11 protein-coding genes are annotated in these 14,646 nt (G+C 45.0%); 7 read left to right on the top strand and 4 right to left on the bottom strand.

The features are described from left to right. Positions 1 to 68 precede the first annotated feature (68 nt). Positions 69 to 1,379 (bottom strand): HlyD family efflux transporter periplasmic adaptor subunit, encoded by a 1,311-nt coding sequence (locus tag NDI34_RS10500; RefSeq protein WP_348232618.1) that lies wholly within the window; start codon positions 1,377 to 1,379, stop codon positions 69 to 71. A 308-nt stretch (positions 1,380 to 1,687) separates the two neighbouring features. Between NDI34_RS10500 and NDI34_RS10505 the strand changes: the two genes are divergently transcribed. After that, positions 1,688 to 1,960: a hypothetical protein gene (locus tag NDI34_RS10505; RefSeq protein WP_348232619.1), complete on the top strand. Its 273-nt coding sequence runs from the start codon at positions 1,688 to 1,690 to the stop codon at positions 1,958 to 1,960. Between the two features lie 200 nt (positions 1,961 to 2,160). Continuing rightward, positions 2,161 to 2,340 carry a hypothetical protein gene (locus tag NDI34_RS10510; protein WP_348232620.1) on the top strand — a complete coding sequence of 60 codons (180 nt, stop codon included), beginning with the start codon at positions 2,161 to 2,163 and terminating at the stop codon, positions 2,338 to 2,340. A gap of 99 nt (positions 2,341 to 2,439) precedes the next feature. On the opposite strand, the gene NDI34_RS10515 is transcribed toward NDI34_RS10510, so the two are convergent. Continuing rightward, a complete protein-coding gene (locus tag NDI34_RS10515) occupies positions 2,440 to 2,733 on the bottom strand; it encodes a hypothetical protein (RefSeq protein ID WP_190410007.1) in 294 nt (97 codons plus the stop codon). A gap of 178 nt (positions 2,734 to 2,911) precedes the next feature. Next, on the bottom strand, positions 2,912 to 4,135 hold the full coding sequence (locus NDI34_RS10520; RefSeq protein WP_348232621.1) for a damage-control phosphatase ARMT1 family protein: 1,224 nt from the start codon (positions 4,133 to 4,135) through the stop codon (positions 2,912 to 2,914). A gap of 182 nt (positions 4,136 to 4,317) precedes the next feature. Here NDI34_RS10520 and NDI34_RS10525 point away from each other — a divergent pair, with 182 nt between their 5' ends. The 4 genes from NDI34_RS10525 to NDI34_RS10540 all read left to right on the top strand — a co-directional run bounded on the left by NDI34_RS10525 (position 4,318) and on the right by NDI34_RS10540 (position 10,406). Next, on the top strand, positions 4,318 to 5,877 hold the full coding sequence (locus NDI34_RS10525; RefSeq protein ID WP_348232622.1) for an FAD-dependent oxidoreductase: 1,560 nt from the start codon (positions 4,318 to 4,320) through the stop codon (positions 5,875 to 5,877). Between the two features lie 39 nt (positions 5,878 to 5,916). After that, positions 5,917 to 7,629 (top strand): adenylate/guanylate cyclase domain-containing protein, encoded by a 1,713-nt coding sequence (locus NDI34_RS10530; RefSeq protein ID WP_242033133.1) that lies wholly within the window; start codon positions 5,917 to 5,919, stop codon positions 7,627 to 7,629. Between the two features lie 329 nt (positions 7,630 to 7,958). Then, complete coding sequence (locus NDI34_RS10535; RefSeq protein ID WP_190675711.1) at positions 7,959 to 8,663, top strand: actin-binding WH2 domain-containing protein; 705 nt, start codon at positions 7,959 to 7,961, stop codon at positions 8,661 to 8,663. 1,011 nt (positions 8,664 to 9,674) lie between these two features. Beyond that, positions 9,675 to 10,406 carry a hypothetical protein gene (locus tag NDI34_RS10540; protein WP_190410011.1) on the top strand — a complete coding sequence of 244 codons (732 nt, stop codon included), beginning with the start codon at positions 9,675 to 9,677 and terminating at the stop codon, positions 10,404 to 10,406. A 10-nt stretch (positions 10,407 to 10,416) separates the two neighbouring features. Here NDI34_RS10540 and NDI34_RS10545 read toward each other — a convergent pair whose 3' ends face one another. Further along, entirely contained in the window at positions 10,417 to 12,561 is a 2,145-nt protein-coding gene (locus tag NDI34_RS10545; RefSeq protein ID WP_348232623.1) for a peptidase domain-containing ABC transporter, read from the bottom strand. Between the two features lie 1,020 nt (positions 12,562 to 13,581). Between NDI34_RS10545 and NDI34_RS10550 the strand changes: the two genes are divergently transcribed. Continuing rightward, the gene (locus tag NDI34_RS10550; protein WP_348232624.1) at positions 13,582 to 14,559 is read left to right on the top strand and encodes an ABC transporter substrate-binding protein; all 978 of its coding nucleotides are present in this window, start codon (positions 13,582 to 13,584) and stop codon (positions 14,557 to 14,559) included. Positions 14,560 to 14,646: the final 87 nt, after the last annotated feature.

Consider the following 14,646-nt stretch of genomic DNA (forward strand, 5'->3'; position numbering starts at 1 on the left):
AGAAAACAACGTGCTATCTCGCTTACAACTAAAGGATAATTAGCAAGTCATCCGTGCTAGCAGGCTAACTACAAATCGGTGAGCAGCCTTGCCTTTCTAAGAATAAATGTGAGTACGGTTTCTTCTCTAGAAATAATCTCTGCGGCAATTTCCATCCCTGGTTGAATTGGATAGGGGCGATCGCCTTTGAGCAGATTTGTTTTTTCTGGCTGGATGGTTACTTCGTAGGAGGGCGGAACCGCAGGAGCGTTGGCGTTATTATTTTCAGGCGCGATCGCATCGGGTGCGATCGCGCTCACTTTTCCGGAGAGAGTTCCATAATCGGGATAGGGATAGGCAGAAACCCGCATTTGTACCTTTTGCCCAACCGCCACTTTCCCGATATCCTGAGCCGCTACCCGCGCTTTCACGATGAGTGGCGTGTTGCTGGGAGCAATTTGAGCAATTGGTTCGGCTGCACGCACCACCTGAGAGGCATTTCGCAGTTCTAGTTTGAGGATGGTGCCAGATGCTGGAGCACGAATCACGCTTTTTTGCAGTTCCATCCCGATTTGTTTGAGTTCGCGGGTGTCGCTGTTGAGTTGATTTTGAATTTCAATTTGACGCTGAATCAGGGTTTTTCGTTCTTTGTTCAATGTTGCTAAGGTAGATTCACCCGTTGCTCTTTCTTGAGCGATTCGCTCGTTAGCAATTACTACGGGTGCCGCACTGGGATTTAGCGTGGCTTTTGCCCGTTGTAGTCTCGCTTGCGCGGCTTTGAAAGCTTCTTCTTTTTCCTTGATTTGCAGTTGAGCGATCGCACCTGTATTTGCTAGCTGTTGATATTGATTCATCTGCGCCCTTGCTAAATCCACAGATGCCTGTGCTTCTTGCACTTCTGCCTTCGTTGTAATTTGCTTTTCTTGATAGTCTCGTTGATTGCGACCCAGATCCGCTTGCGCTGAGGCAATGTTGCGATTCATCAAGTTCCACTCTGCCTTTTGCTGGCTGTCAAGGGCACTGATTTGAGCTGCGATTTGACTCAGTTGCAGTTGGTTATTCTGGATATTGCCTTGCAGTTGGCTTTTTTTCGTCTGGAGTTGGGAGTTATCCAAAATCGCGATCGCATCCCCTTGTTTCACGACCTGATTTTCTTTCACATAGATGCTTTTAATCGTTCCTTCTGTTGCAGCTTGCACGATTCGCAGCTCACCTATAGGACGCACAACGGCAGCAGCTTTAACAGTAATGTTGTACTGCGTATAAGCGGCAAGCATCACAGCTACCCCAAAAGTACCGACTAAAAACAATCCCCCTAGCGTTGTCCATCGGCTGATGGGAGGAAGAAATTCGTCGCTAGAGACTGGGCGGAGAAAGTCGGGGTTGCTGTCAGTGAGCATGATTGCCCCATTTAGTTCATGAGTGTTCTCTACTATGATTGCATTTACTTTAAATAAAATTTAATTTCTTTGCCATCGTTTAAAATTTGAGCGGTCAATTGCTTTCTACTAGCGCACGCTGTTGTCTGAAATTTACACAATACTTTTTGTTGATTTTTTGAAAGTCTTAAATTAATTGGGAGTCGCGTTGGTTGAAAGCGTGTTTGTTTTGATGTAAAACCTTACCTCAGAGGGGTACGGTCATTTATGCTACCGAGTAAAACTCTAATTAGTTAACAACAATACACTTGAAAATTTAGGAGGATTTTATGCCCCATCCCTTTGATCTAGCGCTTTCCGAACTGGAAACCGTGGAGTTCAATCTTCTAGAAGAACTCACGGATGAGGAAGCTGCCATCATTACAGGCGGTTTTCACACACCCACGACACCTGGCAGCATACCGATTGGAGGGAATGTTGTCACTCCACTGGAAGTTAACGATGAGGGGGGGTATTTTATCACCCTGTGGCTTGGTGAAGAAGGTGGTTATGTAACGATCCCAGCGACACTCCCTGAAGACGGAGGCAACGGACTGCAATAACCTTATTGAAAGTAATGTCCGATTAACTTTTTTTCCTGAAATCATTGATTACTAAGGCAAAATTGAGCTGGTTCTTCAGGCAGAATCAATGGAATTGGGGCACTTTTTAAAGAAAAGCCGCAATTCTATATTCTTTTGTAAGTAGTCTCTAGAGCAGTTTTGCTCTATCGCATCTTTTTTATTTTGCCTGAAGGACGGAAATGAAATCTGCAAGGCATCAAAAACGTGTTTTGGAAGGAATTTTCTGTGTTGAGAATCTTTTATTCAAAGATTATTATCAGCAATCAATTGTTCAAAGGGATGCGATGCTCGCCTTGCGATCGCTCTTTTCAAAAATGCTGCGTTTATTACTTGATGGCAAAGAAAAACTCGTGGCTTGAGCCTGGGTTTGGTCAACCATGAAAAAACCCACCCTAATTTTAAAATAGGGGGGTTGCCATGTGGTTTGACTGAATAGTTGCAGCGAATAAATTGACGATTTAACTGCTAGTAACTGTTAAATTTCCTCCAGTTCCAGTCAAAGTTCCATCCACGATTGATATTGTTGCTGGTTCTGTTAGTTGAGCTGTATAGCTGGTATCGTCAATCGTGAAACTGATGTTAAATGGACTGAGATTGAGAGTGCCATTGGGAATCTCAGCCTTCAAATCGTCAAAGTCAAAACTGAATAAATCTAAACCTCCAGCCACTGCCTCTTGTTCCTGTTCGGATAGTTCTGCAAACAGGGATTGGTCTTGAGGTTGCATTGGTTGGTTGTTTGCACCTACAGTCATGATGTTGCCCTCAAAATAAACTTTGAAGCGTTGGAAACTTGTGCCGTGCTTAAAACTTACGTAAATAAAAACAGCTTTTCCTCCCACTTTTGGGAGATTAGCATTTGATACCGTTGGTTGTAATAATGCAGTCGGCTTTGTGTGCGTAGTCGGTATGGGCAACTTTTCGCGATCGCTTCTAAGCGGGAAAGTCAACGAACTGGATGACGCCCCGCTGTCCATTGGTTAACCACTGAGGATCTTCTTCGTTAAGTGTTTTTATCTGAGTTTGCTGTAAACCTGCCACCAGTTCAGATTTGAGGGTGCGTAGTGCTACCAAGGGCGCAGGGAAGTAGCAGGCAATGTCTTGAAAAGGGGTAGTAAAGTCCCAGTGGCGATTGCCTAAACAGCGGCGGTAGTTAGCATCTCCTTTAATAAAAATTAGGCTGGCGGGTGCTAACTCTTGTCGCAAAGCTTCGGGCATTTCCCAGAAAGGCAAGGGCATTGTCCAAAATAAATCGTCATAGCATCGCAAACGACCGGAAGCGATGTAGTCTTGCAAGCGGTGAGAGAGCGAGCGCACTTCCCCATCAACGTCAGCAGCCAAAACCTCTAAAGTGTGGTGCAGATCCTGAATGGTCGCATCTGAGACGAAGATAGGATACCGCTTCAGGTGCAGGGAAATCTCAGCCGCCTGAGTGGTTAGCAGAAAATCTGCCAAGCACAAATCGCAGACGAGTTCAAAACCAGCATTATCGACGATGAAGTCAATTCTTCCCCCATCAAGGCTGGCAATCCTGTCCGCAATGATGGGTGTATCATCGACCAAAATATGAGCCTCTTCGTGCTGAATTTCCTGACGGCTGCGATCGCTTTCTCCAGCCTCAATAGGCCAAAGGCTGAGATCGGCGCGGTTGCCCCACAGTGAAAAATAGAGCAGTGGGATTAAACGAGTATGGCGATCGCTTGTATGATGCCCAATCCTAGCGGCGATTGCCCGGATTGAATCCATTGCCGTTTCTAAACCCAAGCGTTTTTGCAATCCGTAGGGATCGACGCCTTGGCTCGATCCTGGCAGAAAGTAATTGGTTGCTTCCACAATCCGCCGGAAAAAGTATAACTCTGCAAATAACCAGGGAATGTCTATCCAACGCTTCCCCAGAAAAGGAGCCAAATATGTTGTCCACGCAGCCAAATCTGGGCCATTGTCATCTTTGAGCGATCGCACGATTCCGTTCGGCAAGTCCCGGATCAAGGTTTCCAGGTTGTCTACAATCGATGCCGGAAAGTCGTTTTCAGTGATCGCTCGCTGCGCGATCGCAGGCATTCGCTTCAGAAGCGTCATGTTCGCAAAAGAGCCTTCCTCCGACATCATCAGCGGTGGAGGAAGCGGTAATCGAGGCTTTAAAATCTGCTGTGACATCAGGTGATAGCGAAGCGCCGACCTGTCGGTTCGCGCTTTTTGTCATGTGTTCACAGTAATTTTACTTAAAGAGCAATGATTGACTCTGAAATTTAGTCGCATCAAGCTCATCAAACCAAAAGCCGCAACCTTGAGAACTGTTGCCGATTAGGATGGATTGGGAGCATCTTTTGCAAATATCCATGAGCCTAACCGAACAGATTCTATCTCAGGTACCGGGAAATCCTCTCCTCGGACTGCGTAAAGCCGATAGCCTTTGGCAAGCCATCAAGGAAGACACCACGCCAATACCGATGGTGGTGAAAGAAAGCCAAGAGCCGCTAGGAAGCGTAGACTGGGATGCAATAATCTGCGGCGGCACTTTGGGAATTTTAATCGGTGCCGCATTAGCTCAGTTGGGGTGGCGAGTTGCCTTGATTGAAAGAGGAATATTGCGCGGTAGAGAGCAAGAGTGGAATATCTCCCGCCAAGAGTTAGAAGTGTTTTTAGAGCTGAATCTACTGACTGAAGCGGAATTAGAACAAGCGATCGCAACCGAGTATAATCCCGCCCGCGTCACCTTTTTAGGCGGTTCTGAGGTATGGGTGCGCGATGTTCTGAATATCGGCGTCGATCCCGTTTTTCTCCTAGACACCCTCAAATCAAAGTTTCTGGCTGCTGGCGGACAGTTGTTTGAAAACACTCCCTTTGAAGGGGCAGTGGTTCACTCAGATGGCGTCAAGGTGGAAGCCTCTGGTGGTATGAAAACACGGTTGTTAATCGATGCGATGGGACATTTCTCTCCGATTGTTCAGCAAGTGCGACAGGGAGAAAAACCGGAAGGCGTCTGCTTAGTCGTGGGGAGTTGCGCCAAAGGCTTTCCTCGCAACGAAACCGGCGATCTGATCGCAACTTTCACCTCTATTCAAAATCAATGCCAATACTTTTGGGAAGCCTTCCCAGCACGAGATGGCAGAACGACTTATCTATTTACTTACCTGGATGCTCACCCCAGTCGTCCCAGTTTAGAGTTCTTCTTTGAAGAATACCTGCGCCTGTTGCCCGAATATCAAGGCGTAGAAGTGTCCCAACTGCAATTTCAACGGGTGTTGTTTGGCTTCTTTCCCTCTTACCGCAACTCTTTAAAGATGCCTTGGAGTCGCATTCTGCCCGTAGGAGATAGCAGTGGCAACCAATCTCCCGTCAGCTTTGGCGGGTTTGGGGCGATGGCGCGGCACCTGAAACGGTTAACAGAAGGCATTCACGAGGCTTTACAAATAGATGCTCTCGACAAGAATGCTTTGGCACTTTTGCAACCTTATCAGCCAAATATTGCTGTAACCTGGCTGTTTCAAAAAACAATGGGCGTAGGAATCGAGCAAAAAGTTGACCCAAATCAAATCAACCAGTTGCTTTCTAGTGTATTTCAAGCAATGGAACAGCTGGGAGACGAGGTATTACGCCCATTTTTACAAGATGTTGTCCAGTTTCCCGCCTTATCAAAAACCCTGTTGAAAACAGCCGTGACTTACCCCGGATTAGTGGCTCGAATTATTCCCTTAGTGGGAATCCCGATGCTGCTAGATTGGATGGTTCACTACCTAAACTTGGGAATTTACACGGCTTTATATCCTCTAGCAACCGCCCTGCAACCGTGGACGAAGACGTTACCGCCACTGCCTCGATACTACTGCGATCGCTTCCTCCAAGCTTGGAAATATGGCTCCGGAGGCGATTATAGAAGCCTGAAGAATCTAGGGTGAAGCCCTTCGGTAAGGGTAAAAGAAACCATAGAGGCAAGCATGATGAAGCCTAAAAGAGGAAATTTTACACTTGATACTTCACGCTTGAGACTTCATCCTTTATCCTTAGGTAAACTCTGGCATCGCTTGAGCATTACCAGCAAGTTTACTTGGGCAGTTGTGGCGCTGCTGCTGCTGATTACACAAGTCGCGATGACGAGCTGGCTGTCGCTGAATGCAGTGGTGCGAGAGACAGAAGCGGCGATTCTCACCAGCATTGAGGTGCAGGCAAAAGTATTTCAGATGGATGCCGCCTTACAAGACGCCCGCCAACTGGAAAAAGACTTTTTTTTGAGCTGGCCTTCTATGGGATTTTCCAGCGCTAGCCAGGATTATGTCCAGGCGCATCGGGAGCAAATTGACAAAGCCCTGGATATCAGCAGCCAGTTGCAAGAGTTACTCAATGGTGGGAAGGTTAGCGATGCTTTGCGTCGGAGCAATCCGGAATTGGTGGCTTATGTAGAGCTTGTCGAGCGCTATGCTAGCAGCTTTAAAGAAGCTGTGGCGTTGGTGGGGACACTGGGAATCGATGATGTGGGGGTACTGGCGCGGTTAGAGCAAAATTCGCGGCTATTGCACGACACGCTGCAACTCTCTGCCAGTTCGGAGTTGATGATTTTATATCGGGAAATGCAGTCGGTGGAGAAAGAATATCTCTCCAACCGTCAGGAGGACAAAATCCAGGCGGTGTATGAGGCGGTGGAACGTTTGCGCCAGGGAATTCAACAAGCACCCCAACTCAATGCCACTCAGAAGGCGGCGGCGTGGGAGTATCTGAATGCTTACGAGTTAGCGATCCGAGAAATTATCAACCTCGACGCTCAAATTAGAAGCAAAATCAGCACTTTTGACGAGCAAGCGGCAAGTGTTTCCACTAAAGTAATTGGGTTGGCAAATGCTGACGTACAGCGATCGCGCCTTGAAATCGCCCGAACCAGCACGCTAGCTACGGTACTGCAAGCGATGACAGTATTGACGGCGGTGTTGCTATCTGGGGTGATTGCGAATATCTTCGCTACTGCTTTAAAAAATTTGCAAGCAGAACAGGAAAAATCTGAGCGTCTGCTGCTGAATATCTTTCCAGAAGCGATCGCCCATCGATTAAAACAGGAACAGCGCACGATTGCGGAAAACTTTGCCGATGTGACGGTATTGTTTGCTGACATTGTTGGTTTTACTGAGCTTTCGGCTCGGATTTCCCCAACTGATGTGGTTGAGTTGCTCAATCAGATTTTCTCAGCCTTCGATCGGCTGGCAGATCGCCACGGTTTGGAGAAAATTAAGACAATTGGAGATGCTTATATGGTGGTAGGAGGACTGCCAATGCCTTCAGAAGATCACGCGGAAGCGATCGCGGAAATGGCACTGGATATGCTGGAGGAAATGACTTGCTTAAGTACCAAGATTGGCGAAGCGTTGTCTACTTCTCGCCCTCAACACTACACCATCCGAATTGGAATTAATACGGGTCCCGTCGTTGCAGGCGTTATTGGCACGAAAAAGTTTATCTATGATTTGTGGGGCGATACGGTGAATATTGCTAGCCGTATGGAATCCCAAGGCATTGCGGGTTGCATTCAAGTGACAGGAGCAACTTATGAACGCTTACGGCATAAGTACCAGTTTCAGGAACGGGGAACTATCCAAGTAAAAGGTAAAGGGGAGATGAAAAGCTTTCTCCTCAAAGGCAGACATCAAGACGATTCACGATAGATGAATGGTACTGATATATAAGAGCCTTGAGATAAATCTCTCACCTTAAAGCTAAAGCTTAAAACAGGTTAAAAGCCTTTTTTTCCCCAGTATTTGGGCCAATTTCAACTGAATTTCGCTCTTATCCCTAACTTTAGTTCAGGGCTGAAGTTAGCGCGATTCCACTATAGATTTTTGTAGAAGACTTGCGATTCTCTCGTTTTTCAGGACTGCGAACAAGGCAATCTCTAAATATTTCCGGCTCAACTCGAAAAAGCGAGGTTAAGGAATGTAGATCATCCCCAGTTTATTATTAAACCTCTCTTGGCTCTGAGTCAAAAGATCGCACCATGATTAAACAAGAATTTCAAACCACTCACTACTTTACCGTCTTAATGGGGCTGCTACGCGATCGCCAAGGATTTATGGAAGAAATTCGTCAAGGCGTGAGACTTCCCAGTAAAATCACCTCTCTACTCGTTTGTAGTTCCCTCTTTTTTGCCGCCTATGGCGCAATTATCGGTTCATCTCATAGCCTTTTACAAGCATTGTCCTCTGCTGTTAAACTTCCCTGCTTCTACTTAATCACGCTGATTCTTTGCTTGCCAACTTTATATTTTTTCAGCATCCTTTTTGGCTCAAGCAAAAGTATTGGACAGTATTTCGCCATGCTTCTGACCTCTGTCGCCGTGATTAGCGTTCTAGAATTTAGCTTGGCACCCGTAGCGCTAGTTTTTCTGTTGACCGCCCACAACTACCAATTTTTTGTATTGTTAAATGTGGGTATTTTTGCTCTCACCGGATTGACTGGCGTCACTTTCCTCTATCAGGGAATACAGTTTATGTCCGTACAAGATAGCGAATCAGCACAAGAAACTCGTACCAGAGTTCTGAAATTTTGGTTAATTCTTTATGCTTTAGTTGGCTGTCAATTAGGTTGGACACTCAGACCCTTTTTTGGAACTCCTGGACAATTTGTATTGTTTCGACCGATGGAAGGGAATTTTTATCTGAGTATTTTCAAAGCAATTGGACACCTTCTAGGTTTTAATTAAAGCTGCACTCAAATAGCACTTGTCTACGTTCAGGATTGTCCATCCTACTTAGCTCGGTCTTAGCTAAAATATCGGAATTCTTGTTTGGAGGCAGTACATAACCCCACCCCTGCTTCTCTTCTCTTTCAGAGAAGGGGTTAGGGGTGAGGTTACGAGTAGATATCGAAACAAAGTGAGAACTGCTATATCTATCGATAGATAGTTGATAGTTGTAATTTCTGTAGTAAATCGTTACTGTTTTTAAGGAAAAAACTTCGGCTAGATAATATTAACAAGTGATTCTGGCTCACGATTAATATCAGAAAATGATGCGATCGCTTGCAGGATCGCGCTTAATTCACAGAAACTTCATTTAAAGCCCCTAAATTATAAATTTAGGGTAAAGGATTATTTCATCGGTGATAATACTGATAGCAATATCCTCAGATCAGCGGTGAAATCTACTCATTTCAGTGGCGAAGCTACAGTTCGTTGAATTTGGATGTTTGAGTGTAGGGTAGGGAACACGGACATTTTGCACCTTACTCTGGGAACTGGGAAGGCAACAATCCATCCACCCCTCGTTTCTAAGCGTCAGCCTAGAGAACGAGAGGAATCAAGGCAGAGCTTTGATTTGGTAGGTGCAAGATGTAAAGTATCTGGAATCAGGATTGATTAGGAATTCGAGAGTTCCTAGTGTCATACATCGGCTTTATGAGATGTATGAGAGCGATCGCTTCCAGTTATGAAGTTTTTAGAAGCTTTGTCTCGCCCCTGTAAGGTGTTGCAGGTTTGTTAAGCGATGAACGTTTTTGGAAGTGGTAGGTAGGAGAACAGGTAGCAATGACAATTAAAAATCCCGCAACTACTAATTTTTTCTGTCTTCTGTCTTAAGTACCATCCAAAATCTCCTGAGCCAATTTTGGCGTTAAAGCTCAAAGACAACCTGCATTCTCATGCTAGTCCAACCCGCAAAAAAATTATAAAAATCGGCTTTTTACTTACGAGATGGTCATCAAAGGAAACAAACTCATGAAAAAAACTCTAGCCGCCCTTACTGTTGGCTTTACCTTAGCGATGGGAGCCACTTCTGCTAACGCCGTTCCTCTTTACGACGGCGTATCGCAGCCAAATCAAACGCCCGCTCAACAAGGATGGGAATATAAAGAAAATGCTTTTAAGTCTCCTGTACCGACTGCAACGCCTTCCACTGAAGGCACTATTTTGAATACGGGTAATACCAGTAATCAAGCAGGCTACTTCAAAGTATCGCCAGTGCTGCTTGACCGCAGTACCGGATATAGCATCAGTTTCAGCGTCAAGGTGAGTTCAGAAACTCACCTCAACAACAATCGTGCAGGCTTCAGTCTGATTGTGATGAGCAATGGCGTCTCTGGTGAAACGCAACCTTATGGGCTGGAATTAGGTTTCTGGCAAAATAGCATCTGGGCGCAAAACGTTGGTTTTACTCAAGGCGAGAAAGTAACTTTCAACGTCCAGAAAACGATGAATAACTATGTATTGTATGTAAAAGACAACCAGTATCAACTGTTTATGAACGGTTCTACCTTTCCTGTTTTGCAAGGCAATCTGCGTCAATATACCGGATTTACACCGCCTCCCGGATATCTCAACCCTTACACAACTTCCAACCTGATTTTCTTAGGCGACAACACGACATCCGCCACGGCGAACGTTACCATAAAAAGCCTCTCCGCATCCTCTGCCAGCAATGTTAACCTCACCAATGCCTCTGTAAAATAATCATTTCACTTTAGGGAATCAAAAAGTCCAAATGAGCGCCAGCTTGGGCTTGTAGATCCTCCAGAGAACCTTGCAATTTCAAGTGACCTTGCTCCAGAAAAACAATCCAATCAGCTCGATTAATTACTCTGGGGCGGTGGCTAATTAAAATGGTGGTTCTGCCTTGGCGGTGAGACAGCAACTGCTCTAAAACTTGCGCTTCGCTCACCGGATCGAGTCCCCCCGTGGATTCATCTAAAATCAGAACTGGCGGCTCGTTTACAATCGCTCTGGCAATTGCTAATCGTTGCCGCTGTCCGCCAGAAATATTTGCCCCGAATTCACCCAAAACGGTTTGATATTTGTCAGGTAGCTTGCTGATAAATTCATCTGCACCCGCAATCTGGCAGGCTCTCACAATGTGTTCAAATGCAACGTGAGGGGAACCTAAGCGGAAGTTTTCCACAATTGAGCGACTCCAAAAGTGAGGCTCTTGAGGAACGAGAATCACCTGTTGTCGCAAGCAATCAAGTGATAAATCTTGCAAATTATACATGCCAATGCGGAGATTTCCAGAATGTGGTGAATATAATCCAGCGATTAACTTCGCCAGGGTGCTTTTACCGCAGCCAGATTTACCAATGAGTGCAATAACTTTTCCTCCAGGAATTGTTAGCGAAAAATCTTCTAAAAGGTCAGTTCTGCCAGCGTGGTGGAAGTTGAGATTTGTGGAAATAATATCTGCATCTCCCGGAATTTTAGCAAAGGGTCTTTTGTCATCAACTGGATTTTCTGGTGTAGAGTCAATTACTTCCGTAAGACGTTGGGTGGCGGTTTGAACGCGAGTGAGTTCATCGACAAATCCCACGACTGCCCCAATAAACGCTAGAAAGTTTCCATTCATCCCATTAAAAGCTAACAGTTGCCCAATGGTTAATTCTTTACTAATCACCAAGCTACTGCCAAACCAAAGTAAGATGACGCTACCGATACTAGAAACTAATCCAGAAAAGGTACTGTTGATAATGACAATCTGAATCGTGCGGAAGGTGATGTTGGCAAGGCGACCGAAGCGACTCTGAAACTCTTCCCAAAATTGCGGTGCAGATGTAGTCGTTTTGAGCGTCAGTGCCCCTTTAAAAGTCTCAACTAAAATGCCTTGATTTTCTGCTTCTAAGACTAATAAGCTCCGAGTTTTTTGTTGCAGTGTCGGCAGGAAAATAATTGTGGAAATTGTCATAACAACAGCAATGCCCACAGCAACGCTTGTGAGTTTCATACTGTAGAACAACATGAAACTAAATGAAACGATGGCAATAAATAGCTGACTCGGCAAGCTGACAACGACTTGAGAAACTAACTGATTAATTTCTTGAATATCTCGCAAGCGGCTGACAATTTCGCCACTGCGACGAGCTTCATAATAGGAAAGCGGCAAACGCAAAATTGCTCTGCCAAATTCTAAAACTAAGCCTAATTGGAGCCGTTGAGAAAAATGGGCGATTAGGTTAGATTGCACCAGTCTGAGGCTACTGGATACAACGTTCATTACCATAACAGCAGTCACGACACCCGTTAGTAGCTGGGTATCCCCCCGAACCAGCACATCATCGGTGAGGATTTGGATGAGGAAGGGGGATGTGAGGGAAAGCAATCCCAAGACAAGGTTAATGATAAATGCCTCAGCGAGAATCCCTCGGTAAGCCCAGACGGGTTTAAAGAAACGCCCAAAACCGCCAACTTTATTATCAACTTGGGCAAAAAAGCGGGCGGAGTCTGGCTCTAGTAACAGCATGATGCCATTTGTCCAACCTGCCGCTAGCTCGTTTTTGGAGAGGTAACGGATGCCGACAGCGGGATCGGCGATCGCATATTTTTTCCGGTGTTGCCCGTATAAAACAACCCAGTGGTAGCCTTTCCAGTGAATGACGGCTGGTAGCGGTGCTTGCTTCAATTTGTCAAGAATCTGTGGTGAAGCTTTCACGGCTCTAGCATTAAAACCGAGTGCTTCTGCACCCCGCCGGAGTCCTAGCAATGTGGTTCCTAGCTGTCCAGTGCCTACGGCTTCACGGATACGGTTGAGCGTAAAAGTCCGCCCGTGGTGTTTCGCGATCGCAGCAAGACAAGCTGCTCCGCAGTCTTCTTCACTGTGTTGTAAGACATGCTCGTACTTCATGCTTAACTCATGCCATAGTGTCAGGATTTATGCGGTTCGGTAACTAACACACTATAGGCGCACTATAGACAAAATCTAATGGTCAACTTGAACGGTTGATAGAGTTAGGAGGCGCTCAAAAGCAGTCACTACAAGAAGATCGTGGCTGCTTCCCTTTGACATTCGTGACCGCCTCAGTCAGTTTTCGCAACGAGCATCAATCACAAAGCAGTAGATGCATACTTGGGTTTTCATCAACCCAGCTCAACGATGGGAGCGATCGCTCCAAAGCGAAAATCTCAATCAACACGCAAGTAACCACATTTACATAACTTGTCATGAATGTTTGATAAAACCCTTGGTCAAACATTTCTGCAATTATGACGTTTGCATCTAATATGAGGCGTTTGAACAATCCCAGCCTCTTGACAAGAGTCCTACCTCTTTACATTAAATCAAATACATTAAAACAAAAAATTATTAATTATTAACAAGCCGTATTACTTAGCTATAACTACTTTAGCCTACCTTTTAAGCATTGAATGAATAATCCCAACAATCTTTAAAAGAACTCATACACAAAACTCAATAAAATTTGCTTGTTTTAAATGTCTTTCCTCTATCTTGAGATTGATGCTAACTCAGTATTTAAGTCGCAAAATATACGATATCGCGAGTCAAATAGAAGAAGACTCTGCAAGCCTTTAAACAAAACCTTTAGTGGCTTTTGCTAAAAAGTTTTCTCTAGTTTTGAAACTCTAAAACGCTTACACAATTTTAATAAATTTTAGGAAAAAATAACTTTTCTTAGGAGGAAGCAAGAAGGGATTTCCTGAACATTTTTCTTCAAATAAGCGTTCCAGCAATTGAATTGAGAAAATTTTACTAGCAAGAAATAAAAAGGAATTGTATAACCCTATATTTGGAATTTTATTACCTAAAACTTAAGGTATTAAAGCTTCAATCTGAAAGGATTACTTTTTGGTTTGCGGGCTAAGATTCGCGCGACTCTTTCCAAATGAGCATTCATTGGAGTTTAAGGTGAAACGAGTAGCGATCGCATTTAGTCTTTTTAGTCTAGTCAGTAGCGCTCTTGTGAGTTGCACGTCAGCTCCCCGGAACGCTCAAAATAGCCAACAAAACAGTTCAGAACTTTCATCCGTTGCTGTCACAGTGCGCGATCTCGGCAACCCCTTCTTTGTACAAGTTGGTAAGGGTGCAGAGGCGGCAGCTAAGAGAATTGGCGGTGCGGACGTTAGCACAACCCTCGTCTCCAGCGGGGACGATTTAAATCAGCAATTTAATCAAATTGAAAATTTCATTGCCTCAGATGTCAGCATGATTATACTTAATGCTGCTGACAGTAAGGGGATTTTTGCAGCGGTTGAAAAAGCTAAACAAGCAGGAATTCCAATCATTGCAGTTGATACTGCCGCTGAAGGAGGTGTTGATGCCACTGTTACCTCCAACAACGTGCAAGCAGGTGAAGTAAGTTGTCAATACATTGCCGATCGATTGAAGGGTCAAGGCAATGTTGTAATTATCAACGGACCTCCTGTTGCTTCAGTTGTTGAGCGAGTCCAAGGATGTCTGAGCGTATTTTCCAAATATCCCAATATCAAGATCCTTTCAAAAGATCAGAATGCAGAAGGTAGCCGTGATGGTGGGTTGAGAGTCATGAGCGATTTGCTCACATCCTTCCCAAAAATTGATGCCGTTTTTGCAATTAATGACCCTTGTGGGATTGGTGCGGAGCTAGCTGCTACCCAAGCACAACGGAAAGAGTTCTTTATTGTTGGCGTCGATGGCGCACCCGAAGCTCTAGATGCGCTCAAGCAGGAAAATAGTTTATTTGTTGCGACTGCGGCTCAAGATCCCTTTCGCATGGCAGCCAAGGCAGTAGAGGTCGGGAATGACATTATCAAAGGGAACAAACCTGCCAATCCAGACATTCTCATTCCAGTCACGTTGGTTACTCGTGAAAACGTGAATCAGCATAAAGGCTGGACAAGTGAATAACGAAATTTTTGTCGTTAATTGCACCAATTTATGACTTGATAATCCATCAATTTGAATCGTATTTTCACAAACATTACAGGGATTTCT

It is taken from the genome of Trichocoleus sp. DQ-U1 (genome assembly GCF_039961925.1).
Taxonomy (GTDB): Bacteria; Cyanobacteriota; Cyanobacteriia; order Cyanobacteriales; family FACHB-T130; genus FACHB-T130.

What these genes read in the sequence shown, in the direction of transcription:
- NDI34_RS10525 (WP_348232622.1), top strand. Translation starts at nt 4,318, where the DNA reads ATGAGCCTAACCGAACAGATTCTATCTCAGGTACCGGGAAATCCTCTC.
- NDI34_RS10540 (WP_190410011.1), top strand. Translation starts at nt 9,675, where the DNA reads ATGAAAAAAACTCTAGCCGCCCTTACTGTTGGCTTTACCTTAGCGATG.
- NDI34_RS10530 (WP_242033133.1), top strand. Translation starts at nt 5,917, where the DNA reads ATGATGAAGCCTAAAAGAGGAAATTTTACACTTGATACTTCACGCTTG.
- NDI34_RS10520 (WP_348232621.1), bottom strand. Translation starts at nt 4,135, where the DNA reads ATGTCACAGCAGATTTTAAAGCCTCGATTACCGCTTCCTCCACCGCTG.
- NDI34_RS10515 (WP_190410007.1), bottom strand. Translation starts at nt 2,733, where the DNA reads ATGACTGTAGGTGCAAACAACCAACCAATGCAACCTCAAGACCAATCC.
- NDI34_RS10545 (WP_348232623.1), bottom strand. Translation starts at nt 12,561, where the DNA reads ATGAAGTACGAGCATGTCTTACAACACAGTGAAGAAGACTGCGGAGCA.
- NDI34_RS10505 (WP_348232619.1), top strand. Translation starts at nt 1,688, where the DNA reads ATGCCCCATCCCTTTGATCTAGCGCTTTCCGAACTGGAAACCGTGGAG.
- NDI34_RS10500 (WP_348232618.1), bottom strand. Translation starts at nt 1,379, where the DNA reads ATGCTCACTGACAGCAACCCCGACTTTCTCCGCCCAGTCTCTAGCGAC.
- NDI34_RS10510 (WP_348232620.1), top strand. Translation starts at nt 2,161, where the DNA reads ATGAAATCTGCAAGGCATCAAAAACGTGTTTTGGAAGGAATTTTCTGT.
- NDI34_RS10535 (WP_190675711.1), top strand. Translation starts at nt 7,959, where the DNA reads ATGATTAAACAAGAATTTCAAACCACTCACTACTTTACCGTCTTAATG.